Source organism: Candidatus Paceibacterota bacterium (assembly GCA_035452965.1).
Taxonomy (GTDB): Bacteria; Verrucomicrobiota; Verrucomicrobiia; order Limisphaerales; family UBA8199; genus UBA8199.
This window is the reverse complement of record DAOTCE010000041.1, coordinates 17,159-42,079: the sequence shown is the minus strand read 5'-3', so window position 1 is coordinate 42,079 and position 24,921 is coordinate 17,159. Positions and strand designations below refer to the sequence as shown.

17 protein-coding genes are annotated in these 24,921 nt (G+C 63.6%); 4 read left to right on the top strand and 13 right to left on the bottom strand.

Annotated features, from left to right (window positions below; genetic code table 11):
* Positions 1–47: 47 nt before the first annotated feature.
* The 5 genes from rsfS to P5205_20085 all read right to left on the bottom strand — a co-directional run bounded on the left by rsfS (position 48) and on the right by P5205_20085 (position 7,296).
* Positions 48–419 carry a ribosome silencing factor gene (gene rsfS, locus P5205_20105; protein HSA12670.1) on the bottom strand — a complete coding sequence of 124 codons (372 nt, stop codon included), beginning with the start codon at positions 417–419 and terminating at the stop codon, positions 48–50.
* Between the two features lie 27 nt (positions 420–446).
* Positions 447–1,022: a nicotinate (nicotinamide) nucleotide adenylyltransferase gene (gene nadD, locus P5205_20100; protein HSA12669.1), complete on the bottom strand. Its 576-nt coding sequence runs from the start codon at positions 1,020–1,022 to the stop codon at positions 447–449.
* 20 nt (positions 1,023–1,042) lie between these two features.
* Positions 1,043–3,430 (bottom strand): carbon starvation CstA family protein, encoded by a 2,388-nt coding sequence (locus P5205_20095; protein ID HSA12668.1) that lies wholly within the window; start codon positions 3,428–3,430, stop codon positions 1,043–1,045.
* A gap of 100 nt (positions 3,431–3,530) precedes the next feature.
* The gene (locus tag P5205_20090) at positions 3,531–5,426 is read right to left on the bottom strand and encodes a M61 family peptidase (GenBank protein HSA12667.1); all 1,896 of its coding nucleotides are present in this window, start codon (positions 5,424–5,426) and stop codon (positions 3,531–3,533) included.
* A gap of 238 nt (positions 5,427–5,664) precedes the next feature.
* On the bottom strand, positions 5,665–7,296 hold the full coding sequence (locus tag P5205_20085) for a sigma-70 family RNA polymerase sigma factor (GenBank protein HSA12666.1): 1,632 nt from the start codon (positions 7,294–7,296) through the stop codon (positions 5,665–5,667).
* A 204-nt stretch (positions 7,297–7,500) separates the two neighbouring features.
* Here P5205_20085 and P5205_20080 point away from each other — a divergent pair, with 204 nt between their 5' ends.
* From P5205_20080 to P5205_20070, 3 genes are all read left to right on the top strand, one after another.
* Positions 7,501–8,589 carry an alanine--glyoxylate aminotransferase family protein gene (locus P5205_20080; protein HSA12665.1) on the top strand — a complete coding sequence of 363 codons (1,089 nt, stop codon included), beginning with the start codon at positions 7,501–7,503 and terminating at the stop codon, positions 8,587–8,589.
* Positions 8,586–10,736 carry a right-handed parallel beta-helix repeat-containing protein gene (locus P5205_20075; protein HSA12664.1) on the top strand — a complete coding sequence of 717 codons (2,151 nt, stop codon included), beginning with the start codon at positions 8,586–8,588 and terminating at the stop codon, positions 10,734–10,736. The genes P5205_20080 and P5205_20075 overlap by 4 nt, the downstream gene beginning before the upstream one ends.
* A 180-nt stretch (positions 10,737–10,916) precedes the next feature.
* Positions 10,917–11,144 (top strand): hypothetical protein, encoded by a 228-nt coding sequence (locus tag P5205_20070; protein HSA12663.1) that lies wholly within the window; start codon positions 10,917–10,919, stop codon positions 11,142–11,144.
* On the opposite strand, the gene P5205_20065 is transcribed toward P5205_20070, so the two are convergent.
* Both P5205_20065 and P5205_20060 read right to left on the bottom strand, forming a co-directional pair.
* Complete coding sequence (locus P5205_20065; GenBank protein ID HSA12662.1) at positions 11,131–11,805, bottom strand: DedA family protein; 675 nt, start codon at positions 11,803–11,805, stop codon at positions 11,131–11,133. The genes P5205_20070 and P5205_20065 overlap by 14 nt on opposite strands.
* Before the next feature lie 339 nt (positions 11,806–12,144).
* A complete protein-coding gene (locus tag P5205_20060) occupies positions 12,145–12,984 on the bottom strand; it encodes a uracil-DNA glycosylase (protein ID HSA12661.1) in 840 nt (279 codons plus the stop codon).
* Between the two features lie 170 nt (positions 12,985–13,154).
* Here P5205_20060 and P5205_20055 point away from each other — a divergent pair, with 170 nt between their 5' ends.
* Positions 13,155–14,132: an alpha/beta hydrolase gene (locus P5205_20055; GenBank protein HSA12660.1), complete on the top strand. Its 978-nt coding sequence runs from the start codon at positions 13,155–13,157 to the stop codon at positions 14,130–14,132.
* A gap of 51 nt (positions 14,133–14,183) precedes the next feature.
* Here the strand turns inward: P5205_20055 and P5205_20050 are convergent, their stop codons facing one another.
* The 6 genes from P5205_20050 to P5205_20025 all read right to left on the bottom strand — a co-directional run bounded on the left by P5205_20050 (position 14,184) and on the right by P5205_20025 (position 24,804).
* The gene (locus P5205_20050) at positions 14,184–15,413 is read right to left on the bottom strand and encodes a M14 family zinc carboxypeptidase (protein ID HSA12659.1); all 1,230 of its coding nucleotides are present in this window, start codon (positions 15,411–15,413) and stop codon (positions 14,184–14,186) included.
* Between the two features lie 75 nt (positions 15,414–15,488).
* Positions 15,489–16,277, bottom strand: coding sequence for a hypothetical protein (locus tag P5205_20045; GenBank protein ID HSA12658.1), 789 nt, complete (start codon positions 16,275–16,277; stop codon positions 15,489–15,491).
* A gap of 189 nt (positions 16,278–16,466) precedes the next feature.
* Positions 16,467–17,363, bottom strand: a complete 897-nt coding sequence (locus P5205_20040; protein ID HSA12657.1) for a radical SAM protein — start codon at positions 17,361–17,363, stop codon at positions 16,467–16,469.
* Positions 17,360–18,646 carry a coproporphyrinogen-III oxidase family protein gene (locus P5205_20035; GenBank protein ID HSA12656.1) on the bottom strand — a complete coding sequence of 429 codons (1,287 nt, stop codon included), beginning with the start codon at positions 18,644–18,646 and terminating at the stop codon, positions 17,360–17,362. The genes P5205_20040 and P5205_20035 overlap by 4 nt, the downstream gene beginning before the upstream one ends.
* 29 nt (positions 18,647–18,675) lie before the next feature.
* Positions 18,676–21,471 (bottom strand): hypothetical protein, encoded by a 2,796-nt coding sequence (locus P5205_20030; protein ID HSA12655.1) that lies wholly within the window; start codon positions 21,469–21,471, stop codon positions 18,676–18,678.
* A 477-nt stretch (positions 21,472–21,948) separates the two neighbouring features.
* A complete protein-coding gene (locus P5205_20025) occupies positions 21,949–24,804 on the bottom strand; it encodes a sulfatase-like hydrolase/transferase (protein HSA12654.1) in 2,856 nt (951 codons plus the stop codon).
* Between the last annotated feature and the right edge of the window lie 117 nt (positions 24,805–24,921).

Here is a 24,921-nt window from a genome sequence, read left to right as displayed (position 1 = left end):
GGGAGAGAAAAACACAATTTCACAGGCGCTTGCTCATCTGAACATTCTTACCCTGCCGCCAGGGTGCCGGCGCGCTTTCTTGCCTTGACTCGCGGCGCATCGCCCCACAGCGTTTCCAAATCATACCGCTCACGCACGTCCTGTCGCATGACATGGACGATGACGTCAAAGTAATCCAGCACGACCCACGCAGCTCGTGTAGTGCCGTCAACGGCCTTTGGCCTCAGGCCGCAGTCCTCGCGCAAGCGGTCCGCAACCTCATCCACGATTGCCCGCAGGTGGGGTTCGCTTGTGCCGCCGGCAATCACGAAGTAATCCGTGACCGACGACAGCTCACGCACGTCCAGGATGACGATGTCTTCCGCCTTCTTGTTGTCCGCCAGCTTGCGGCAAAGCAACGCGAGTTTTCTTGAATCCATCTGTTGCAGATGTTCGCCCAGGCCGGGTCAAAGATAAAGCCGATTATTGCGGATGGCCTCGGCCACCCGGCCCGGCACCAAGTGCTCTATCGGCAGGCCGGCCTTCACGCGCGCGCGGATCTGGGAGGAGGAAACCCCCAAGGGAAAACCCGTCAGCGGCCGCCCGTGAAACGGCGCTGGAATTGCCGCCGCCGTCTGCCCGGGCCGGGGTATGACGACAAACTCCACCAACCTGGCCAGCTCTTCCGCCGCGCGCCACTGCGGCAATTTCGGCAGGTGATCTGCGCCAATCAGGTAGAACTGTTGCGCATGCGGGAAGCGGCGCGCGTAATCTTGAACGGTGTCAATAGTGTAGGACACGCCGCCGCGCTGAATTTCCTGCTCGTCAATCTCGCACCAGGTCTGGCCCGCCAGCGCCAGGCGCAGCAGGCGCAGGCGCTCCGGGGCCGCGGTGGGCTGAGCGTCCGGCTTGAAGGGGGATTGCGCCGCCGGAATGAAGAACAGCCGGCCCAGGCCCAACTCCTCCCGTGCCGCCTGCGCAACCAGAAGGTGGCCCAGATGGACCGGGTCAAAAGAACCGCCGAATAAGCCAATGCGCTCCATATTAAGCGTTTCCCTCCGGTTCAGCAGCACCGCTTAACGCCCTTGAATCGTTTCTCCGCGACTTGGAGGTAAATCTGCACATCGGTCTTGTGAGGCCGGATGCCGCGCAAATCTGCCAGGTCCTTGTCAGCGCCATCGTGTCTGCACTCGCAGCGCCGGGCATCCTGGGCGGCCCGGTCCATCTCCGCCTCGCCTGAAAGCTCCTTGGCGAGCGCAAAGGCCAGAGCCGCCACGCCGGCGACGCGGAACGGTTTGGACTCCTTGATGGCGTAATCAGGCAGCCAAACTGGCTCTGTCTCGCGCAACACCGCCGGGCGTCGCCGCCGCAGCAGCAGCACCCATTCGCGCACGCTGAGGACGACAATGGCGGTGACCAGGACCATGAAGAAGCCGGTCGCCACCGCGTCCACACTGTTGTTGAACCGCTTGACGCGGTTGAGGCGCAGGTCCGCCTTCGCCCGAGCGAGAGCAGGTGCATCGCTGCCGGCCTCGGCGGCAGCCAGCGCCGCTTGCAGTTTCGGTTCCTGCTCGCGCAGCACACGGTTGGCGGCCAGAAAGCCGATGCCGGGTTGGGAATGCGCGATCTTCTGCGCCCCGGCGGTGAAGGTCACGCCGAGCAGCCACACCAGCGGCAGCAGGGTGATGAGCGCGAGCGCCGGGGACCGTGGCGCCTGGGTCTGGTTGGCCCGATCCTGCAAAGTGGTTTTCAGAATGATGGTGGTGGCCAGGCAGAGGGCGATGCCGGAAAGCATCTGATTGGAGATGCCGAAGATGGGCCAGAGCGCTTTGACGCCGCCTTCGGGGTCGCGCACCCCCATGATAAGAAAGAATCCCCAGCCCACCACCATGCCGCCACTGGCCAGCAGATTCGCGCCGAGGTGACCGGTCTGGCGCAGCGGTTTCCAGATGTGACCGAGCGCATCCTGCAGCAGATAGCGGCCGACGCGGGTGCCGGCATCAATAGTGGTCAGGATGAAGAGGGCCTCAAACATGATGGCGAAGTGGTACCAGAGATCGAGCCAGCGACCCTGCGTCACCCGCGAGAAGATGTTGGCCATGCCCACGGCCAGTGTGACAGCGCCACCGGTCTTGCCGACGAGACTGGGCTCACCCACTTCGGCGGCCAGCTTTGTCATCTGGTCAGCGGTCACGGGGAAACCTGCGCCGGTCACTTTGGCGGCAGTGGCTGCGACCTTGGCCACCACCGGCATGTTGCCCACGTCAACGTTCATGCTCAGATACACCCCCGGCTCCAGCGTGCAGGCGGCGATCATGGCCATGATGGCGACGAGGGATTCGAGACACATAGCCCCGTAGCCCACGGGCCGCGCGTAGCTTTCGCGGGTGATGATCTTGGGCGTGATGCCGCTGGCCACCAAGGTGTGGAAGCCGGAGATGGCGCCGCAGGCAATCGTGATAAAGCAAAAGGGAAACACCGTGCCCGGTATCACGAGGCCGGACCCGTCCAGGAACCGGGTGAGCGGCGGCATCCGCAGTTCGGGCAGCACGAGGAAAATGCCGAAGGCGAGGGCGAAGATGGTGCCGAGCTTCATGAACGTGCTCAGATAATCGCGCGGGGCGAGCAGCAGCCAGACCGGCAGGATGCTGGCGGCCAAACCGTATCCGATGATGGCCCAAGCGATGGGCTCCTTGCCCAGGGTGAAGAAGCGGGACAGGGCGGGGTGATGGTAGACGTATTGCCCGCCCCAGACCGCCAGCAACAACATCACGACGCCGATGACGGTCACCTCCCTGACTCGACCCACCCGCCAAAAGCGCAGGTAGCCGCCCATGAACATTGCAATGGGAATGGTGGCGCCGACCGTGAAGATGCCCCAGGGGCTTTCGCCCAGCGCATTGACCACCACCAGGGCGAGCACGGCCAGGAGGATGATCAGGATCGCCACGACCGCCACGACGGCGACCGCGCCCGCAGGTGTGCCCAATTCGTCCTTGATCATTTGGGCCAGGGATTTGCCGTCACGGCGAATCGAGCAGAACAGGATCACAAAGTCCTGGACGGCGCCGCCCAGGACGACGCCGATAAGAATCCAAAGCGTGCCGGGCAGATAGCCGAACTGGGCCGCGAGAACCGGGCCGACCAGCGGTCCTGGCCCGGAGATGGCGGCGAAATGATGGCCGAAGACGATCCACTTGTTGGTTTTGACGAAGTCTTTGCCGTCATCGTGCACCTCGCAGGGGGTCGCGCGGCGGTCGTTGAGCATAAGAACGCGCGCGGCAATCCACTTGGAGTAGAACCGGTAACCGATGGTGTAGGTGCACAGGGCGGCGATGAGCAGATATACCGAGTTAAGCGCTTCCCCACGGTAGAGAGCCAGGGTTGCATAAGCGCCGGCGCCGGCAAGGGCGATCAGTAACCAAAGGATGTTGGCCAGGACTTTCTTCATTCCGCGCCTTCTAAATACCGGGTTTTGGCGCGGGCCGCAAATCCAAGAATCGCCGCGTGGAGGCAGGCAAAACTCAACTCGCCGCCGCTTCCCGAAGGGCCTACTTCGCCGGGGCGAGCGGCTTGAGGATTTGGGCGAGCAAGTCGGGTTTGGACGAGTTGCGTTGGAGCTGTGGGTATTTCTCGCCCTCGTGGTAGTCGAGCTTGCAGGTCTGGAAGTAGTCGTCGTCTTCGAATAGCAGCTCGATTGGGGAGGAGTTGGTTCGCGCGTGCTGGATGGCGGTGCGCAGGAGCTCGGCGGTCCAACGGCGGCCATTGACCGCGAGGAGGTTCATCGCAGGGGCGACGCCGGCTTTGGCGGCGGGTGAGCCAGGGATGACATCCTGGACGGCGCCGTCTTCTTTGAGGGTCAAGCCGAGGGAGTAGCGGAGATCGGTGAACTTCTGCGCGGTTTCCATGGATTTGAGCATGGGGGAGAGGGTGTTGGTGTAGGCAAGGCGCCAGCCGGCGTTCTCGATGCCGCCCAGAGGCGCGCTCGTGGTGGTGGCGTATACACGCGACTGGAAGAAGCCGCGCCAGTCGTGCGAGGCGATTTCGTTCAGGGCGTTGAGCACATCGTCGAGCGTGTAGGTGACCACACGCGGGGGACCGCTTCTGCCGCCGCAGAAGCCGCGGCAGAAGTCGTCGAGGGAGAGTTTGCCTCGTGTTTGCTGACGGATGAGGGTGTCGGCTTCGAGCCAGATGAGGGCGCCTTCGGGGTAGAAATCCACGCTGCGGCGCCAGGCAGTGCCCGCCCTGGCGGCGTCGTAGAGGAGTTGGGCAGCGACGGCGGTGTCGGCGAGCGGGCGCCACGTGCGGCCGGGTTCACGATCGAGGCGGGCGGCATCGAGAGCGAGCCGCTGGCGGTAGTCATCTTCGGTCCAGAGGCCACAGCGGACGGAGAGGACGCCATCGAGATAGTCGGTGAGACCTTCGTAAACCCACAGCAGCTCGCCGTGCATGGGCTGCTGGAAGTCGGGCGTGGCCAGGCCCGCGGGACGGCGGTACTTGCCGTTCCAGGAATGGATGAGTTCGTGGGGCAACAGGCCGGCCCGAACCTTGAACAGGTCGGCGTCCACGAGATACCTCTCGGCCTCACGGTTATCGCTGGACTCGTGGTGTTCGAGGCCGAAGTGGGCGACGTGGTCGCTGAGAGTCAGCAGGAAGTGGTAGGCGCGATAGTGGCGCGCGCCGAAAAGGGCGGCCGTTTCGGGCACGAGGCGGGCGAGGCTGCCGTCGTTTTCGGGCTTCAGCTCCATGGCGGCGGCGCTGTCGGCGACGATGTGCAGGAAGTGCGGCGGCACGGCGCCGGGACTGAGGTCCACGGTGCGGAAATAAGCGCCGGCGATCACAGGCGAGTCCACGAGTGTTTCCAACGACACGGTCCCGAATTGGATGGCGTTGCCGGACTGAGAGATCGGCGTCAAGGCGGTGCCGAATTGCCAGCCGTCCGGCAGGCGCAGCGCGGCAGCAAACTGTAGGTCGCGGGCTTTGGCGCCTTTGGGGTAGAGGAGGACTTCGTTCCAGCAGACGTCGGCGACTTTGACGGAGGCCGAACCGTCCGCACCGGCGGGCAAGAGATAATCCAGCGTGACCTGAAGGGATGCGGCGCCGACGGGCACTTCAAGGTTGAAGGCGTGCATATCTTCGGGGTCACGGTGCCAGGGGACGTCCTGGCCGGCGGCACGCATCTTCAACCCCGTAAGGTCGGTGATGGGGCCGTTGGGAGCGTGATGGCCGGGAAGCCATTTGGGATAAACGAGCGTAAGAGGACCGGGCGAGGCCGGGAACTCGAGACGGGCATGCAGAATCTTGCGCGGGGCGTCAGCGGCGTCCACCTCGAGCTTGATGTGAGGAGCATCCGCCAGGACAGCCGGGGCGGCCAGGAGGGAGCACGCGGCAACGGCCACGCCGAGGAAACGAGCGCGCCCGGGCAGGGAGGGTTCAAGTGCAGGCATAACGAATTGAATCTCGGCGTACGGTGTACGCCAAGGTCCGTTGCGTGACAACGCTTTTGAGCGGCGCTGAGGTGGGAAGCGCAGCCGCTAGAGCACTTTAATTAATCCTGTAGCCGCGAACGTTAGTTCGCGCCATATCATCTCTTGCCGCTACAGTATGCGCCGACTGACGGCGGCGGCTACACCATTTCTAAACACGCTATAGGCAACGGAGGCTGAGGCTTGTCTGAGGCAAAGACTATTGCGCCCGAGTTGCGTGGCTGCGCTTTTCCACACGCCACCAGATGATCATGGGGATGATCCAGGCCAGGTTGATCAACCAGAGGTAACGCAAAGCCACATTAGCCCAGCGGAAGAACAGGGTGTTCTGAGCAAGGGCTTGCGCGGTGGCGTCGTTGAAATGGGCGGCATAGGCGGCGGCGCCAAGGGCAAATTCGCGGGCGAGGGCCAGTTGGCCCAGGGCGGCTTGCCAGGCCAGAGCGCACCCGCCGAAGGCCAGCCAACCGACGGCACAGCCGCCGAAGGACCACCAGCCCAGGCTGAGGCCGCCCAGCGCTACAAGGCCGATGGCACAGCCGCCCAAGGGCACCAGACCGATGGCCAGGCCACCGACCGCCAGCGGCGCGATGGCGACACCACCATAGGCAAAGAGCACGCCAATGGCCGTGTCGGCCACGGCGATCCAGGCCTTAAGCGGTTTGCAGCGGAGGGACAGGTCGCCACCGATGCGGATGTGCAGGAGAGGCAGGCCGAGGAGACTGAGCGGGGAGCGGTATTCCCAGGCGGGCCTGGGTCTCGGGGCGGCTGGCTGGCGCGCGCCGCCGGCCGCATGATCCCGGACGAGGCGGCTCTGCTGACGAAGGAGCTTTAAGCCACCGACCACAACCACCGTCGTATAGGCCGTCACCAACACCAGCACCATGCTTGCGAATACCCAGGGATGCGAATGGACCAGCGTACGGCCGTAGAAGATGATGGGGAAAGTCAGCAGGATGAACGCGCCGATGGAGAAGCACAGCAGGCGGTAGAATTTCTTGAGCAGTTCCCGTTCGCGCGGGTATTGCGCGGTGTCACAGCCGAAGCGGTAGCCGATGTAGGTTCCGAGGAAGGCGATCAACGGGCCAGCGACCGCGGCCACGACGCCAGCCGTAGCGGCGGCTTTGGCGGTGGCGCTGCCTTTGGCGGCGGTGGCGCCGACGGTGGCCGCCGCAGCGGAAGTGGCATAGAGCGGCAGCGCCGCCAGCACGCCCAGCGTGAAAGCCCTGCCTGGGTTAGTCTTCTCCAGTGTGCCTTCAACGAAGGCGAGGACCTGTTCGTGCAGCAGTTTGCGCCCCCGCGAAAGGCGCTGCTTGACGGCGTCCTCGGACAGCTCAAGCGCCTCGGCGACGCGCTCGATGGACTGGTGCTGGCGGTAGAACAGGACCAGCGGCTCGCGGTAAAGCGGCGGGATGCGCTCCAGCGAGCGCCAGAGAATCGTCTCCTCCTCATGACTGATGGTCTGCTCGGGGGGCAGCGGCTCGGGCGCGGGCGCGTCGTGGGCTGCGTCGAGGGGTTCGGAGTCTGCCAAGGGCTGGCGGCCCTCGCGACGGAGGGAGTCGTTGATGCGGTTGCGGGCGATGCCGCAGAGCCAGGCGCGGAGTTTGGGGGGCTCGCGCAGGAGCCGGAGCCGTTTCCAGGCGGTGATGAAGGTTTCCTGGGCAAGGTCCTCGCTCTGGCCGAGGCTGCCGGTGGCGCTGTAGGCCAGCGAGCAGATCAAGGACTGGTAGCGGGCGACAATCTGGCCGAAGGCCTCGCGGTTGCCGGCGAGGGTATCGGCGACCAGGTCCGCATCGTTAGATGCCGCTGCTGACATCGTGCTGGTGGTCATCATATCACCGCATACGTCGTTCGTGGGAGGGAAAACGTGACAGGGAATCGCAAGTCGTAATCCCTCAGTCTGGCAGGGCGCTTTCGCCGAAAGCGCCACCGTTTGACCGCCTCGGCGAGGCGGCCCTACCCAAGACTGAGGCCTTGCCGCAAGTCCTGAAAATCCCTTGCCTTCGGCGGCGGAGTGGTGAAAGAATCCCGCCACTTTATGGGACACGTTAAATTACACATACCAGGCCCGGTGGAAGTCAGCGAGAAGACCTTCCGCGCTTTCTGCACCCCGATGATCGGACATCGCGGGCAGGGCTTTAAAGATCTTTACGCAAAGATCCAACCGCAGCTCCAGCAGTTGCTCTACACGAAGCAATTGGTCTATATCAGCACGTCCTCAGCCTGGGGCGTGATGGAAGGGGCCATCCGCAACCTGGTGTCCCGGAAGGTGCTCAACTGCATGTGCGGCGCGTTCTCGGACAAGTGGTTCGACGTCTCCAAGCGATGCGGCAAGGAAGCCGAGGCGCTGCAGGTGGGGTGGGGCTCGCCCATCCGCGCCGCGGAGGTGGACAAGAAGCTGGCGAGCGGCCAGTTCGACGCGCTGACGGTGATCCACAACGAGACCTCCACAGGCGTGATGAGCCCGATCGAGGAGATTGCCGGGCTCAAGAAGAAGTATCCGGACGTGATGTTCATCGTGGACTCGGTCAGCTCGATGAGCGCGGTGCCGCTCAAGTTCGACGAGTTGGGCGTTGACGTGCTGCTGGCCGGGACGCAGAAGGCGTTTGCGCTGCCGCCGGGCACGGCGATCTTCGTCTGCTCGAAGGCGGCACTGGCCAGGGCGGCGACGATCAAGGATCGCGGTTATTACTTCGACCTGCTGGAGTTCCAGAAGAACGTCGAGCAGAGCATGACGCCCAGCACACCGAGCATCGGCCACGTGTATGCCTTGGAGTCCAAGCTCCAGGACATCTTCGCCGAAGGGCTGGAGGCGCGTTACGCGCGGCATCGCCGGACCAACCAAATGACGCGCGATTGGGCGGCCAAGCACGGGTTCAACTTGTTCCCGGAGCCGGGGTTCGAGTCGCTCACGCTCACCTGCGTGAGCAACGGCGCGCGGCCAGGCGGGCGCACGGTGGACGTGCCGAAGCTGCAGAAGCTGGTCAAGGACCAGGGCTGGCTGATTGACGGCGGCTACGGCAAGATCAAAGGGACGACTTTCCGCGTGTCCAACATGGGCGACGAGACGGAGGCAACGATGGCCCAGCTCTTCGCGGCGATGGACAACGCGATGAAGCAATTGTGACCGCTGCCTGGCAGGATCTGCCGCGCTGGGCAGCGCTCGGCGCAGCGCTCCTTCTCGCGCCAGTCTGCCCCGCGGCAGACCTTTACGTCTCCCCCGCCGGCAGCGACTCCAATGCCGGCACGCGGGCCAGGCCATTCGCCACGCTTGAACGCGCCCGCGACGAGGCTCGCCGCCTCAGGCAGAACCACAAGCCATCCAAAGGTGCCCTCACCATCTGGCTCCGGGCGGGCGATTACTTCCGCACCAACGCACTCGATCTTACTGCCGAGGACTCCGGCACGCCGAATACTCCCGTCTGTTGGAGCGCCATCAAGGGCGAGACGGTCCGCCTGCTGGGCGGCCGACCACTCTCCGGCTTCGTGCCCGTCACCGATCCCGCAACCCTTGGCCGCCTCCCTGAGCCTGGACGCGAGCATATCGTGCAGGTCAACCTCAGAACCCTTGGCATCACCGATTTCGGCCAAATGCAATCGCGGGGATTCGCTCGTCCACTCACGGCAGCCCACTGCGAGTTGTTCTTCGGCGGCCGCCCGATGACGCTGGCCCGCTGGCCGAACGAAGGTGAGTGGGAGCGCATCGCCGGCTGGCCCGAGGCCGGCGCGGCCAAGAACGAATGGGGGAAGGACGTCGGCAAGTTGGAGGACGGCTTCCTCTACAACGGCGACCGCCCGCGCGGGTGGAGGGACATCAGCGAGCTCTGGGTCCACGGTTACTGGTCTTGGGACTGGGCCAACTCCTATGAACGCGTCGCCTCAATTGATGTGGACCGCCGACACATCAAGACCGCCGCGCCCTACGGCCTCTACAGCTTCCGCAAGAAGCAGCGGTTCTATTTCCTGAATGTGATGGAAGAGCTTGACCAGCCGGGCGAGTGGTTCCTGGACCGCAACGCCGGCCTGCTCTATTTCTGGCCGCCGGATCCAGGCGTGCGCCAGTCCTCTGGCGCGCCCGAAATTCTGCTCTCACTCCTGGCCAAGCCACTCCTCGTCCTCACCAACGCCTCGCATGTCACCTTCCGCGGTCTGATCTTCGAAGCCAATCGTGGCAACGCCGTCGAGATCCGGGGCGGCACCAGCAACCTTATTGCCGGCTGCCTCATCCGCAACATTGGCGACTACGGCGTCACCATCACTGGCGGCACGGGCCATGGCGTGAGCGGGTGCGACATCTTTGACACGGGCGATGGCGGTGTTTCCATGGACGGCGGTGACCGCCAAACCCTCCGGCCCGGAGGGCATTACGTCGAGAACTGCCATTTCGCCCGCCAGGGTCGCTGGTCCAAATGCTACGTGCCCGCTGTCCTCATCGGCGGCGTGGGCTTGCGCGCGTCGCACAATCTTATCCACGACCACCCCCATTGTGCCATCCTCTTCAACGGCAACGATCATCTGCTGGAATTCAACGAAATCTACCGCTATGCCCTGGAGACCGGGGATGTCGGCGCCATCTACACCGGGCGTGACTACACCTACCGCGGCAACCGCATCCGCCACAACTTCCTCCACGCCCCCGGCGGGGTCGGCATGGGTTCAATGGGCGTCTATATGGACGACAACGTCAGCGGCACGGAAATCCTCGGCAATGTCTTTTACCAGGTCAAACGAGCCGTCTTTCTCGGCGGCGGGCGGGATCACCAGGTGCTCAATAATATCTTCGTGGACTGCGATTACGCGGTGGAATTGGATGGCCGCGGGCTCAACCCGAACCCCGTCTGGCATAACATGGTGAACAACACGATGCGCCTCCGCCTTACCGAGGTTCCACTGTCCCTTTACCGCGACCGCTACCCCGCTCTCAAGGCCCTCGATCAATATTACGGCCCGCCCGGCGGCCCTCCCATAACCGGCGCCGATTTCAAGGGCGTGCCCCCCGAGGGCAATGTCGTCGGGCACAACGTGTGCGTCGGCAGGTGGCTGCACGCCTATTGGCTTGCCACCGCCGACATGATCCGCCTGGACAACAATCTCACCAACGCCGTCACCGCCTTCCGCCGCCCGCCCGGCGACCCGCCGCGCGCTCAGGACTTTGCCCTCCTCCGCAGTTCCCCCGCCTGGGAGCTCGGTTTCAAGCCCATTCCGTTCGGGGAAATCGGCCTGCGCCGCGATAAGCTGCGGTCCAGCCTGCCCGGTGCAAGGGCCAGCCACTGACGCCAGGACGCCGCCAGCGAACAACCAACCGCCGACATTGGACTGGCGGGCCAATCCGGAGGGTATAAGGCGTGACTGGCAGGCTTTTCAGGAACGCCCTGGGACAGCGCAAACTCCCTTGCCTTACAGCTCATTTACAGCACATTGTCAGCGATGCCTTTGCCCGAGCAATCAGTCTCTTTGACCGCCGCACAAGTCACTGAGTTGAACTCCAAGCTGTCGCTCATGCGCCACGACATCAACAACTACCTGTCGTTGATCGTCGCATCTGTGGAGTTGATCCGTTACAGGCCCGAGACAGCGGAGAGCATGATGGAGACGATCACCAAGCAACCGCAGCGCATTGGCGACGCCCTCCAGAAATTCTCGGCTGAATTCGAGCGGCTGCTGGGTGTTACCGGCCCTTAGCTTTGTCGGTGCCGGGCGGCGGCGGATTCCGCTGCTGCATGTGGCGGTGGACAAAGAAGTAATACATCACGCCGACCACAACCAGAAAGCCGAACAACCAGTAGGTGACTTTGTGCATCTCGCCCTTGGTGATATCGGCGCCGACCTTAACCCCCAGCCAACACAACACTGCGGACCAAATTGCCGAACCGATCAGCGTGTAGATTGAAAACTTCAGGTAGTCCATACGCACAATGCCGGCCGGGATGCCGATAAGATGCCTGACCACAGGCAGCAGCCGCGAGGCGAAGATGCCAAAGGACCCGTAGTTGGCCGCCCAGCGCTCAGCCCCTTCCACCTTGGCGGGCGAGATCAGGAAGTAACGGCCATAGCGCATCACCAAAGGCCGTCCGGCAAGCCGTGAAGCCCAGTACATCGCCGTTGCGCCGAGCCAGGAACCCACCGCCCCGGCGATTACCAGGCCAACCTGGCCTGACCACCCGGTGAAGTGGAGGCCGAGGAAATGGATGCCATCGTTCCATGCCAGATGCGCCGCGGGGGGGATGACGACCTCGCTGGGCAGCGGGACGATCGAGCTTTCGATGGCCATCAACAGGGCCACCAGCGCAAAACCGCCGCTTTCCAGCGTGCGCAGATACCAATCAATGAGCGTTTTGAGCATGAGCGCGGGAGTTATAGCCGAAAGGCGTGCAGCCGCAAGCGGCATCCGCGGCCTAATTACAGCAATTCATCAATCCAGCCCCCTTTTCCTGGACCGATTGGCCGCCCCGGTGTGACAACGCTGTGACACCCGTTATGCCCCGGTGTGGTTCCCATGGGGGCCGACCCCCATGGGATACACACAGGGGTCCCGCCGGATTGGCACCGTCCCATCGCCGCAGATGGCTTGGGCATGGGATGTGCTCCAGCTCTGGGGGAGGGGCGGCAGCCAGCGCGCGTGGACGGATACACCCGGCTTGCGGCGCAGGTCTTGAACTCACCTGCCCGGGGAGACGACTTTTCAGCCTTTCAGGAAGAACCGGCGCTGCTTCTCGCTGATTGGCAAATCAAGCTTCTCCATGACCTGCAACATGTCTTCCCAGACCCGGCGCTTCTCGGCAAGGGCCTGGTTTCGCAGCAGGTAGGCCGGGTGGTAGGTGGGCATGAGGGGGATGCCACGGTAGGTGCGCCATTGGCCGCGGAGGCGGGTGATGGCAAGGGTTTTGCCCAGCAACCCTTCCACGGCCGTCGCGCCCAGGGCCACGATGACCTTGGGCCGTATCAAGTCAATCTGCTCGTGGAGGTAGGGTATGCACGTCTGCATCTCCGCCGGGGTGGGTTTGCGGTTGCCCGACGCCTTACCGGGAGTGTCGGGCCGGCACTTCAGGATGTTGCCGATATAGACCGTTTCCCGGGTGAGGCCCATGGTTTGGATGATCTTGGTCAGCAACTGCCCGGCCTTGCCCACAAAAGGCTCGCCCTGCTGGTCTTCGTCGGCTCCCGGCGCTTCGCCAATGAACATGAGCTGCGCGTTGATGCTGCCCACGCCGAAGACGACATTCTTGCGGGAGGCGGCGAGGTGGGAGCATTTCACGCAAGCGGATACGCGCTGTCGCAATTCAGCGAACGCGGGTACAGTTGCTTCGACCGGCTTAGGAACATCCAATTGCGGTTTCACGGGCGGCCGAACAACTGGCTGCGGCGCAGGCGCTGCGGGGCGCCCGGCCGGGACAACCGGCGGACGCCGCGATAACCCCGCCAGCGTTTCCGGCGAGACGGAAACAAAGCGGACACCGCGCTCATTCAGCTCTTCCAGATGTTGGATGATCCCGTCGAGCAGTTGATTATACGCAGCGGACATTGGAGTGATGCTACCCGCCCGGCCGACGTGGCACGAGGGATTTCTATAATCCGCCCAAGCCGCGCCATGCGCATTCCGCCCCAATGCCGTTTAGAGGACATTCCCGCATGATGCAGGCGCACTCTTGACTTCGCAGGGGGACAGCTCGACTCTGGTTGCGGACCAAGTTTATGACAGGCCAACAAATGCGCCGCACTCCACATCGCATCTCCCTCTTCTGCGCCGGGCTGGCCTTGGCCTTATCGGCCTCCGGGCTTGGGGGCGGTCAGGCGGAGGCCGCGCGCACCGTTCGCCCGCGCACCTACCCCCCGGTCCTGCCGGAGGCGCGCGCCGAAACCTACAAGACTATTGGCCAGACCAACCTCCAGCTCTATGTCTTCACCCCGAAAGACAGCGCGCGGACGAATCAGCGCCCGGCGATCGTGTTCTTCTTCGGCGGCGGCTGGACTTCGGGTTCACCCCAGCAATTCGAGAAACAGTGCCAGTATTTCGCTTCGCGGGGGATGGTGGCGATTGCGGCCGACTACCGCGTCGCCTCCCGCCAGGGCGCCAAAGCGGCCCAATGTGTGGCGGATGCCAAGTCTGCCATTCGCTGGGTGCGCAAGAACGCCGCGCGGCTGGGCATTGATCCCAATTGCGTAGTCGCAGCCGGGGGCTCGGCCGGCGGCCACATCGCCGCGTGTGCCGCAGTCGTGCCGGGGCTGGATGAACCCGGCGAGGATACCTCCGTCAGCGCGGTGCCGAACGCGGCGGTGCTGTTCAACCCCGTGCTGGTTTTGGCGCCACTGGCGAGCACGAACCTTGCGGCGTTTGCGTCACGGGCCAGCGCCGCGCGCCTGGGGATCGAGCCGCGGTTGATTTCTCCCGCTCACCACGTTCGGGCAGGCGCCCCCCCAATGCTCGTCCTGCATGGCAAGGCCGATACCACCGTCCCTTTCGCTACGGCTGAGGCCTTCGCCGCGAAGATGAAGGCTGCCGGCAACCGGTGCGAGCTCGTCGGCTTTGCCGGCCAGGGGCATGGCTTCTTCAACTTTGGCCGCCGGAATACCCGGTACTTCCGCGAGACCCTGGAGAAGGCAGACCAATTCCTCACCTCGCTTGGTTATCTCACCGGGTCGCCGCGCGTGAACAAGTTTCTGAGCCCGTAACGCAAACCACGACCTGGCCGCGCTGACTCGAACAGGGGCGAGCGCGCAGTCCTAGCGGCTCGCCGACGTTGAAGGCGGCAGGAGGTATTGGTCCATAGCCCGGGCCAGATCGTGGCCGAAGGCGCGCGCATTCTCGGCCGTAACCGTTGTTTTGCCCACGTTCGCGTAAGGAATCTCGATGCTGGTGCCGATGAGCACGTTCGGCTGCGCGGCGGCCCATTGTCCGAAGCTGCGCGGCGGACCGGACAAGGTGTTCCACGCCTGCCCGTGCGGCAGGTTGTCCGAGGACCGATAACGAAGCGGCCCGCGCCGCACCGTCTGCAGCACCTCCGAAAACTCTCCCACCCGGGCCCAATTCTCCGGCTCCGGCCCGCCGACAAAGTAGATGTGCTCGTTGCGAGCGCCGCGAATATGGGGGCAGTGCATATCCAGCGCGAGAGCGATCTTCCGCGAGCCGAGACGCCCCGCGACCAGCTCGCGCACCGCCCGCACCGAGGCATACAGGCTGTTGCCATCATAGTCGCGGTTGTGGTCGTGCGGCTTGCGGTTCTTACCCTGGTCGCCGTCTTCGACCCCGTCCTTGTCCATAAACGGCACCACAAAGAACTCCACCTGCTCCCGCAGCCGGCGCCCTTCGTCGGCATCGAGCACCGCCTCCATGATGCCCTCGAGGCTGTAGCTGGCGATCATCTCGCAGGCATGATGGCGGCAGGTCAGGAGGACGGCGTGTTCGGCCTTCCCGTCCAGTCGGCCCAGCCGCAGCAGTTCCACGCGCCGGCCTTTCGGCGTCCGGCACAGCGACTCCACCTTCAGATTGGGGTGGCGCGAATGGCGTTTGAGGAATTCCTTGAGATTGCCCTCCAGGTAAGGGATCGCGAAACAGAATCGCGCTTCGCGCGCTCCTCGGGGAATGGCGCAGGAAAACTCCTTTCCCTGCACCGCATTTGTGCCCAGCCATGTCCAGGACTTGCCGCTGTCCAAGCTGAGGGCTGGTCCGCGTGTGCCGATGGGATTGGATTCAGAGAAGCCGAAGCGCAAGGTTCGCCCCGCGGCACCGCGAACGCGAAAGCACCAGTAAAACCAGTTGCCCGCCGTGTCACGCAAATCCTGGTGCAGCGTCACCGTGTCGCCCGCGATGGAATCCACCACGATATTGCCGCCGGGAAAATCCGCATCAATGCGGATCCGCGGCTCGGCTGCGCTCGAGCCAAGAGCAAGGCCGAACAACACCGCCCCCAGAGTGATAATGAATCCCGGTCGGCGAATCGTGGTGCGCGGCATAATCGAGTTAATCAAAACGTCTGCGGTGCGCCGACGGTAGGCCAGGGAATGCCGGGCGCCAACCAGAATCCTCAATCAATTGGCCGCCAAGTCGAAATACCGGTCCCGGAGCGGTTTGAGGTAGCGGTCGCTTAACGCGGTCAGCGCCTCGCGAGCGAGCGTGAATTGCTCGGCCAGTCCCTCGAAAACCGAGGCCGACCACGGCGGCTCAGGTGCGCGCGCGGCGAGGGCATAGAAGCGCCGGCCTTCGCGCTCGTAGTCGGGCACGGTCCGCCGGCGGGCAGCTTGGCCCCGCGCCCGCCCTTCCGCAGAGGACGCATGGTCGGGGTAGATGCCTGTCAGGAACAGCGCGATGTCCGCAATGCGCCGGTACAGGCGCGGCTTAAACGCCGGCTCCGCTAAGTTGCACAGCGCGATCATGTCGTCCATATCCATGTCGCTGATTCTCCGTTTGTGCCAGGCGCCATGCCCCTTCCAGTAAAGCATGCCCGTGTTGGTCCGCACAAACGAGCAGAGCATCTCGGTCAGATACTCGCGCGTGGATGGGTCTTTGAGCAGTTGAACGGCCCGCCGCGCCTCGAATACGGGAATGGACCTGCCGCGGGCGTCGCGGTCGATCAGGAACGACTGGCCTTCGAGATCGCGCTGGATGCGCCGCAGGAGCACCGCAAACGTCAGGTACGGCGAGACGTGGACGAACACTTCCCGTCCGGCGAGCAAGCGCTCCGCCAGCTTCGGGTCCTCCAGCATCAGCTCCAGCAGGTCATCCTTGTCTCGGACTAAACTGAGGATGTTGTCATGGTCCCGCCGCAGGGTAGCCACGGTCTGCACGACAAACTTCAAATCCGACTCGGTCAGGCGCATACTCGCACACGTGGCGCGCAGGTTTCGCACCCTTGCACCAAAGTAAACATACCCGGCTGCTACCTGAGTGCAAATGCCCCATGCCCTGGCCATGACCGTCGAACCCACACAGCTCTGCGCCGGCAACGGCCTCAGAGCCTGGGATCCTGCAGGAGGTGTAGATGGCGATAGACCGGCTGGGCCAGGAGATCAGTTCCCGACTATTTTGAGCACCTGCCAGAGAGCGGAAGGCCGAAGCGCCAGTATCTGCGCGACTTCCACACAGTTCGCATAGCCGCAATTCTCGCAGATGGCAGGGTTATCCACATCGCGGCAGCAGTCGAAAACTCGCTGGTTCGTGATGAGTTGGATCTCGCGAATAGGCCGCTTCCAGCGGTTGTCACGCAGCGCGCGCCACGCCGCCCGCGAAAGCACAATGGGATACCCTTTCTGCTTGAGGCGCCAAAGCCGATCCATTACCGCCAGACGATCGGCGGGAGGGATGCCGTGGCGCTGAACCATCTCCGGCCAGTGCGTGAGCAAATTGAAAGAGATACCCCGGAACAACCCGGCTGACACCATCTCCCGGGCGAATTCCTCAATGCAATCGACATTCTGGCGCCCCAGCGTGATGGAGGCGAACACTGCCTTCGTGACGGCCTGTCTCACGTTGTGCAGGATCAGGTCATACGTGCCGGGCCGAATCCGCTCGTGGACTGCCCGCGGCCCATCCACGGTGACGATAAAGTGGCAGCCCCGGGTATTCAGTGGAAATGTCCCGTTCGTGAAGATGAAGATCTCGTGAAATCCCAGGCTCTGCGCGTAAGAGACGGCGTCCTGGATGGCTTTATCGCCATCGCGCCAAAGCATGGGCTCGCCGCCGGTGAAATAGAGTGAGCGGCAACCGCGACCATAGGCGGCTTCGACGGCTTTGCAGGTTTCCGGCCAGGTGAAGCGGTATTGCCCGGTGTTCTTGCTTTCGCAGTAGTGGCAATTCAGGTTGCATTGATCGGTTATCACCAGCCCGACAAGCCAAGGGCGATGCTGCCGCAGCACCAGCGTCTTGAAGGCGTAGGCCGCCCGTTCCGCCCAGACCCTCGCCTTCATAGCCTCACCTCTTGCGGCCACGCCACACGCCGGCAGGTCCCCCACAGACGGTTGATGTAATTCAGGCTATACTCGTTTTGCAGGCGATGAATCCAGTAAGCGCCCCGGCGGGTAATGCGCCAACCGTCCGGTTCGCTTTGCACCAGCCTCAATGCCCTGAACAACCGCGTGATCTTTCCGAAGGTGCCTTCCAGCGATGCGTCCACCCCAAACACCTTCTGGAAGTCCGCCTCGCGGGCCTTCAGCTCGTAGGCGCGCCAGTAGAGCCAGTAGGCCATTTCCAGCCGGCGGTCCACCGGCAGCACCAGCGCCACCGGCCGCCCACGCGTCAGCGCGTCCGCGTAGGCGTCCACGTCAAACGTGTTGACGTAGAACGCGCTGCCGATCATCGAGGCGGCGCTGGGGCCAAACCCCACATAGTGATGACGCGTGATCGAGCTGAACTTGCTTCGTCCCGGCCTGATCCAGCTCCACACGGCGCACTGTTTCAGGTGATGCCGTTCCGCCTCCTCGTGGGTCAGAGCAAGCATGGACCGGATCAACGCGCCCGAAGGACGCTCGATCTCCGAAAGCCGGCGCTCCCGGCCCCGCTCGGAGTAGGGAAATCCGAAGAGCGGGTAAGTGCTGATCTGATCCACCCCCAGACTCAAGACCGCTTCGAGGTCGGCCTGCCATTCGGCGAGCGTCTGCGTCGGGAGCGCAAACATCAGATCCACATTGACTGAATCGAACCCGGCGGCCATCGCGCGGCGCGTTGCCTCCAGCGCCGTCGCCCCATCATGGCTCCGCCCCAGCAACGCCAGCAGCCGGTCGCTCGCGGACTCCACGCCGACGGAGAGCCGCCTGATTCCAGCGCCCTGCAAGAGCGCCAGGCAGCCGTCGTCCATGCTGGAGGGGTGCAACTCGACGCACCCGTCGTAAACGCCGGGAAAGGCCTCGCGGATGTGCCGCACGAGGCGAAGCAGCCCGGGCGGATTGACCGTGGGCGTGCCGCCACCGATGTAAAGCGTGTCAATCTTCGTTCCCTTGAGGCACGGGGCGTAGAGGTCAATTTCCGCGTGCACTCCTGCCTCGAACCGCGCGTAGCCCGCATCCGAGTACAGCGTGCGGTTGTAGGGGCAAAAAGGACAGAGGTTCCTGCAAAACGGGACGTGCAAGTAGAGTCCCGCCCGCTCCAAGCCGCTGGGCCAGGGGGCTGCGATGGCGGAAAGCCGCGGCCGCTGCCACCGGCCCGTCACTGCGCGATGCAGGAACGGCTTCCAGCACAGGTCAGACTTCTGCATACGGGCCGGAACCAGCCCCCTTTCTTCTCTCAGGGAACTGATTTGCTGGCGTTGCGTTCCAGGACAGCCTTGGCGGAGAGCCCCTGGTTCTCGAAGCTCACACCGAGGTTGGCGCTGGTTACGTTGGCGACGGGCAGGATCTTCTCGGGGCCGGGCTTGGGCTGGGCGGGATGGCCATACACTGTGGATTCCATCGTCTGCCATTGCTCATTCCAAACATAGTGGCCGCCGCCGGGGCAGACCAGCGTGGTGTGCCAGAGTCGTTCATGCAGCTTGACCGGGTCCTGCTGCGGATAGCGACGCTTCCACTCGTTGAGGATGGGTAGGTTGCTCCACGCCAGCCGCTGCTGCGCGGGGCGGAATCCGTCGCGGAAGAGGCACTCGAGAGTGGGCACGAAGCTCTGATCAACCCGAAGGCAAAGGTTGGTGCCCAACCAAGGCTGTGCCGGTAGCGCGTTGGTCCGGGCGGCCTGCCGATCGGCGACTTGAGTGTGCTGGCGGTCGAGGGCTCGTTTCAAAACCGATTCGCTCAGGGTTAAGACCAGCGAATTGGGGGTCACAGCGTAATAGACGCACAGGTTGGTCACTCCCCCTTCGGCCTGCGTCTGTTGCGAGGCAGTGACCTTCACATAGGCCTGGCCATTGTATTCGAGATTCTCCCAGGTGGTCATGTGCGGTGCCGATTGTTCCACGAACCCGCGCACGGTGGTGAGAAATGCCGTGACCCCCAACGGGTTCTTGACTTGGCAATAAAGGGCCACCGGCAGTCGGGGATAACTCTTCTCCAGGAACTCGGAGCTCTTCGCTGCTTTGCTCAGCTGATCCCAGAAAGGATCCTGGTCCGCGTAGATGGCCAAACACTGGCCCAGCCAGCCCAGCGGGTTCACCTTGAGCAAAGGACTGAAACCGCCGAGGAAATTGCCGGACTCTCTTACGGGTTCGGATTGCGCGTTGATCGCCAGGGCCAGATGGAGCAGCGCCTCGGGGTGCGGATCGCCGGCGTCCGGTGCAATGCGCCCGCCGCTGCTCATCAGGATGAACTGGCGGTACTCGGAGCCCGCGATGAGCGGCATCACGCTCAGTTCAGCGCTGAGGCGTTCCGGTTGCAACGAAAAGCGGATGGCGATGGGGTCAAAGACCTGGCTCCAGTTTCGCTGGTAGCCCTCTCGCCAGCGGTTATAGGCGTCGGCTTCGGCCTGGGTCGCCTGCGTCAGGGGCAGTTCGAGGATCGGCGTCAGGAACGCGATCGTGCCGTAGGTGGCGGAAAGCACCCCGTTGGTAGTGAGCAGCACGTCGCCAACCTCGGGCAGGTTGGTCGCGATGCAGCCGGGTTTGGCCTGGCCGGTGGCCAACTCGTCCGCGTGCGCGGCCTGAAGCCAAGTCAGGACGGCCGCGGCGCGAGTGCGGCGGGAGTTGGCGATGCGCCATTGGGGACCACACCAGCGTCGGATGGTAGCATCCGAGAGGACCAGGAAGCCGGTTTCGCCGGGCTCGGTCCTGGGGTACTTCTGCCGGAAATAACGGTAATCGTCTTGAGACGCCAGAGCGGGGGTCTTGCCTTTGGCGACGCTGATAATGCGCTCCAGTTGCGCGCGGGAATTGCTCACCAGCACGGCATCCTCCAGGGCCGCGACATAGGAACAAACCGCGCGGTCTTCCGAGATCATGCCCGTGTAAGCCACGCCGGCAATGTCGCCTTTGACGGCCTTGACCGCTGGATTGGCCTGCTGCGCGGCGGCCTGCCGGGCCTGGAGCAGCGCCTTCAGCATCGCCGGTGAGGTTGTCTCGAATAACACCGCCAAATCGCTGCCCGTGCGCAGGTACGGGTCGGAACCGGTGAACGCGGCGCTGGCGATGAGTTGGGGGCCGATCAGGCGCGAGAGGGCATTGAGTTCAAGACACAGTTGCTTTTGGTAACGCCCCCGCGAATTGGCGTCCTCGGCGCGGGGCTCGAAGATCTGCAGGACCGGTGTGCCGTCCTGGTCGGCTTCATCAATCCAGCGGCTCATCGCCTCGAAGGTGGAGAAGAACAAGGCATGCTGGTCGAAAGGGATATGCGCGGCCAGCGGGTCAAGGGCGGGCTTGCGGTCCTGAAGCAGCGTTTTCCAATCCATCTCGCGCACGGTAACGCCGGTGAGAGTGCTGAGGGCAACAAGGTTTGTGTTCGTCCCGACAGGAGTCAGCAACCGGTCCAATTGCAGGTTCTCGCTGAGAGCGCGGCCGCCGCTAAACAGGTCGTAGGTCGAGTCATAACTATCGTCCCAGGACCCTGGCCGGCGCGGATTGAAACCACGGTCGGCCTGTTCCCTCATCACATTAGTGCCGCTGGCCTTGGCTGCCTCGCTTTCCTGATGGCGGAACCAGGCGCCGCCCGGGATGTTCTGCTGCCGCAAGTTGCGGTAGTAGTCCTCCTTAGCTTTGAAGAACTCCCGCTTAGACGCCGCTGACGCGGAGGCGGCCGCCACCTTGAACTTGAGCGCGACCATCCCGCTCAGGTTGGTATTGGGGACAAACAGGCGGCCAGTGGGGGGCCGACCATTGGGCATACGGAGCACCAGGAGCCTGTTCTGGAAGGCCTGTTCGGCAAGGCTCCAGGGTGCAATGCTTCCACCGCCAACATAGGCTTCCCTCTCCCCGTCGAGCACCGCATAGGGCTGCAGCGCTTCGGCCATCCGCCATGCCGGGCCCTTCCATTCATAGCCGGTGGGCAACGCCCCTTCTGCCAGCTTCAGAGAGGTGAGCGGAATGTGGTAGTAAGTGTCCTCGGCCAGCGCCACAGCGCACGAGAGCGTGAGGAATGCGAGTAAAATGTGTCGAGCTTTCATGGATCCTTCCGATCGTTTGTTGGTGAACCGGGAGTTAGGACAATCGGTTGTTTGGGGCGGTAGTAATCGTCGCATGTTGTGATCATTTCAGGCAATCCAACTGTCTATCCTGTTCGACCGTCATGATGCGCTATTGTGTCGAAGTTGGGTAATCGAAAATAGAGGACCGAACATCGAGCCAATCAATCGTCCTCCCCTGGCGATCCCGCTCACCGGATTGCCTTCTGGAGCAACGCAGCCCTGCCGGTCGAGCCGGCGAACAACGCGTGAAGCTACACCAGTGAGGCGCCGAACTCTCCCCAATGTTTCCGTCCACCGGCAATGAGTACGAGCGGAATATCAGCGGAATACGAGCGGGTTTTCCCGCACACGCACGCCAACGGCGCCGCATACCTTTGGCGGAGGCGGCTGGCGAGCGCCAGGAACGACCTCGGGCGGAACGCCCCGGCCTGCCCATGGGACGCGTGCGGTCCTCAATTACGGGCGGGGCGGGAGAGCCGCCTGCCAGCCCGCCTTGAGCTTCGCTCTCAGCTCGTTGACCAGCGCGGTATTCTCGGGCCGGCTGGCGATGTTTACGTTCTCCTGCGGATCGGCCTGGTGATCGTAGAGTTCGAGGGCATCAACCTTCGAGTGGTCGTCACGGTGCAGCCAGGCGGTCATGCGGTAGCGGTCGGTGCGCATGCTGTAGCCCATGAGCTGTTTGCCGCTGGCAGGGCGTGGGTATTGGCTAAAGACAGCGGGCTTCCAAGGACGTTTGAGGTCATCGAGCACCGGTCGGAAGCTGGTGCCCTCGAGATGGCTGGGCAGAGGCAGGCTGGCTAGGTCGGCCAATGAGGGGTAGATGTCCACGAACTCGACCAGGGCGTCGGTGCGTTTCCCGGCGTGCTGCATGCCGGGCGCGGAGATGAGCAGCGGAACCCGGGTGTCATTCTCGACGGTGCTGTGCTTGCACCAGGCGTCATGCTCGCCGAGTTTCCAGCCGTGGTCGCCCCAGAGGATGATAATGGTGTTGTCGCGCAGGCCGAGGCGCTCGAGTTCGTCCAGCACCTTGCCAACCTGGGCATCCATGTAGCTGGTCGCGGCGTAGTAGCCGTGCTTGAGCCGGCGGGCGAAGTCGTCCGGAATATGGCCGGGGGGAACGCCTTCGTAAGCGTGCAACTCGCCCCCCTCCAGCACGGCGTAATCCGGCGCGCCCTTGGGACGGAACGGATTGGGGGCCAGCGGAATCCTCGCCGGGTCGTAGAGGTCCCAGTACTTCCTGGGCGAGACAAAGGGCAGGTGGGGGCGAATGAAGCCGACGGCCAGGAAGAAAGGCTCTTGCTTCTGCTTGAGGCCGCGGAGGGCGGCAACGGCCATATCCGCCAACGCGCCATCGTGGAAGGTGTTGTCGGGCACGTTCTCCCCCTCGTAGGCCGGACCCTTGCTCGCCCGCTGGAGGTTGTCCCCCTTCTTGCCCGCCGCCTTCGCCTTCTGGCGCTTCTTCTCCACCAGCGCCCGGTTATCGGCTGAGGCGTAGGTTTCGGTCTTGGGGCCGGCCCAGGGCACCGACCACGAGATCGCGTCGTCGAGGCTTCCGTGGTAGATCTTGCCCATGCCCTGGACGAAGTAGCCGTTGTTCTTGAAGTGCTGCGGGAGGGTGACGACATCGGGCAGTGCTTTGCGGAAATGGGTCTGGAGGTCCCAGACTTTGGTGGTATCGGGCCGGGTGCCGGTCAACAGGCTGGTGCGGGACGGCGAGCAGACCGCCTGCTGGCAGTAGGCGTGGTTGAAGACGACTCCGGCGCGGGCCAGGCGGTCAATGTTGGGGCTTTTGATGACAGTGTTGCCGTAACAACCCAACTCCGGCCGCAGGTCGTCCACGGCGATAAACAGGACGTTCGGCCGGGTCTTGGCGCGCTGCCCGGATTGGGCCGAGTCCTTCTGCCGGGACGCCTCTTCGTCCGGCCCGCCCCCAAACTGCTTCCAGTACAGCTCCTTAAAGGGGTTCACCTTCGGCCCAACGGCATTCTCGTTCACGAGCTGCGGTTGGACGGACTCCCACCATTTGTCGTACGCGGCGTCGAGTTCCCGGACCACCTCGGGATGCTGCGCCACCACATCGTTCTTCTCGCCCGGATCGGCCTGAACGTCGAACAACTGCCAGGCCTTCTCCCCAGACCCGGAGACACAAACCAGGTGCCAACGGCTGTTGCGCACGCTGCAGTTGCGGTATTTGGACTGTGCCGCCTGGCCACGCTCCCAGCGGCCGGTGTGGGTGAACAGCACTCGGTCGGCCCAGGGCGTCTTGGGATTCTTCAGCAGCGGGACCAGGCTGCGGCCTTCGACTTGCGCCTGCATCCCGGGGCCCAGTTTCGCGCCAGCCAGCTCGATCAGGGTCGGGAAGAAATCAATGTTGGCTGCCAGCGCACTAACGTCCGCGGGCTGGAAAGTTCCCGGCCAGCGCCAGAACGAAGCCGCCCGTGTGCCACCCAGCCAGGGCGAGTTCTTCGCCCCCCGCATACCGGCATTGAAGATTTGGGTGCCCGCGGTACCGCCATTGTCGTTCATGAACACCACCAGCGTGTCGCGCTCAATGCCCCATTCCTTCAGCTTCGCAAGCAGCCGGCCCACGTTGTCGTCAATGTTGGCGATCATGCCGAAGAACTTCGCCACGTCGCCGCCCACCTTGCCGGCGTAGCGCTGCTCGTACTCCTTGGGCACCTGGAGCGGCTTGTGCGGCGCATTGGGCGTGATATAGGCGTAGAAAGGCCGCGCCCCCTTCACGGATTCGATCCACTTGATCGCCTGGGCGAAGAACACGTCCGTGCAATAGCCCCGCGTCTGCGCGAACTTGCCGTTGTGCAGAATGGCCGGGTCGAAATAGGTGTTGCCCGGCGCATCGCCGCAACTGCCCGGGTAAGTCTGGCCGATGCCACCCGCGCCGTGAATGAACACCTCATCGAAGCCGCGCCGGTTGGGCTGGTATTCCGCCTCGTCCCCCAGATGCCATTTGCCGAAGATGCCCGTCGTGTAGCCGGCCGCCTTGAGCATCTGGGCCAGCGTCGTGGTCTTGAGCGAGAGCCGCTCGCGCTCGTGGATGGTGTGGGTCACACCGTTGCAAAACTCATGCCGGCCGCTGTTCAGTGCCGCCCGGGTTGGCGCGCAGGTGGGGCTAACGTGGAAATCAGTGAAACGCACACCCTCATCGTGCAGGCGATCGAGGTTCGGTGTCTTGAGGACAGGATTCCCGTGGCAGGACAGGTCGCCGTAACCCTGGTCGTCAGTGAGGATGAAGATGATATTGGGCCGGGAGGCCGCTCCCGCCACAGTCAAAGTGGCCAGTGGGAATAGCATCAACAATCGGCTTAGAAGAGCACGCATAGGGCTAAGACGGTTTAGATTGGCCCAAGGTTACGCAAGACAAATCGTTGTGCCGGGACCATGATTGTCCCTAAGATTTGCCGCATTACA

Excerpts from the sequence above, each read along its gene's own strand:
- rsfS (HSA12670.1), bottom strand. The coding sequence starts at position 419 with ATGGATTCAAGAAAACTCGCGTTGCTTTGCCGCAAGCTGGCGGACAAC.
- nadD (HSA12669.1), bottom strand. The coding sequence starts at position 1,022 with ATGGAGCGCATTGGCTTATTCGGCGGTTCTTTTGACCCGGTCCATCTG.
- P5205_20095 (HSA12668.1), bottom strand. The coding sequence starts at position 3,430 with ATGAAGAAAGTCCTGGCCAACATCCTTTGGTTACTGATCGCCCTTGCC.
- P5205_20090 (HSA12667.1), bottom strand. The coding sequence starts at position 5,426 with ATGCCTGCACTTGAACCCTCCCTGCCCGGGCGCGCTCGTTTCCTCGGC.
- P5205_20085 (HSA12666.1), bottom strand. The coding sequence starts at position 7,296 with ATGATGACCACCAGCACGATGTCAGCAGCGGCATCTAACGATGCGGAC.
- P5205_20080 (HSA12665.1), top strand. The coding sequence starts at position 7,501 with ATGGGACACGTTAAATTACACATACCAGGCCCGGTGGAAGTCAGCGAG.
- P5205_20065 (HSA12662.1), bottom strand. The coding sequence starts at position 11,805 with ATGCTCAAAACGCTCATTGATTGGTATCTGCGCACGCTGGAAAGCGGC.
- P5205_20060 (HSA12661.1), bottom strand. The coding sequence starts at position 12,984 with ATGTCCGCTGCGTATAATCAACTGCTCGACGGGATCATCCAACATCTG.
- P5205_20055 (HSA12660.1), top strand. The coding sequence starts at position 13,155 with ATGACAGGCCAACAAATGCGCCGCACTCCACATCGCATCTCCCTCTTC.
- P5205_20050 (HSA12659.1), bottom strand. The coding sequence starts at position 15,413 with ATGCCGCGCACCACGATTCGCCGACCGGGATTCATTATCACTCTGGGG.
- P5205_20045 (HSA12658.1), bottom strand. The coding sequence starts at position 16,277 with ATGCGCCTGACCGAGTCGGATTTGAAGTTTGTCGTGCAGACCGTGGCT.
- P5205_20040 (HSA12657.1), bottom strand. The coding sequence starts at position 17,363 with ATGAAGGCGAGGGTCTGGGCGGAACGGGCGGCCTACGCCTTCAAGACG.
- P5205_20035 (HSA12656.1), bottom strand. The coding sequence starts at position 18,646 with ATGCAGAAGTCTGACCTGTGCTGGAAGCCGTTCCTGCATCGCGCAGTG.
- P5205_20030 (HSA12655.1), bottom strand. The coding sequence starts at position 21,471 with ATGAAAGCTCGACACATTTTACTCGCATTCCTCACGCTCTCGTGCGCT.
- P5205_20025 (HSA12654.1), bottom strand. The coding sequence starts at position 24,804 with ATGCTATTCCCACTGGCCACTTTGACTGTGGCGGGAGCGGCCTCCCGG.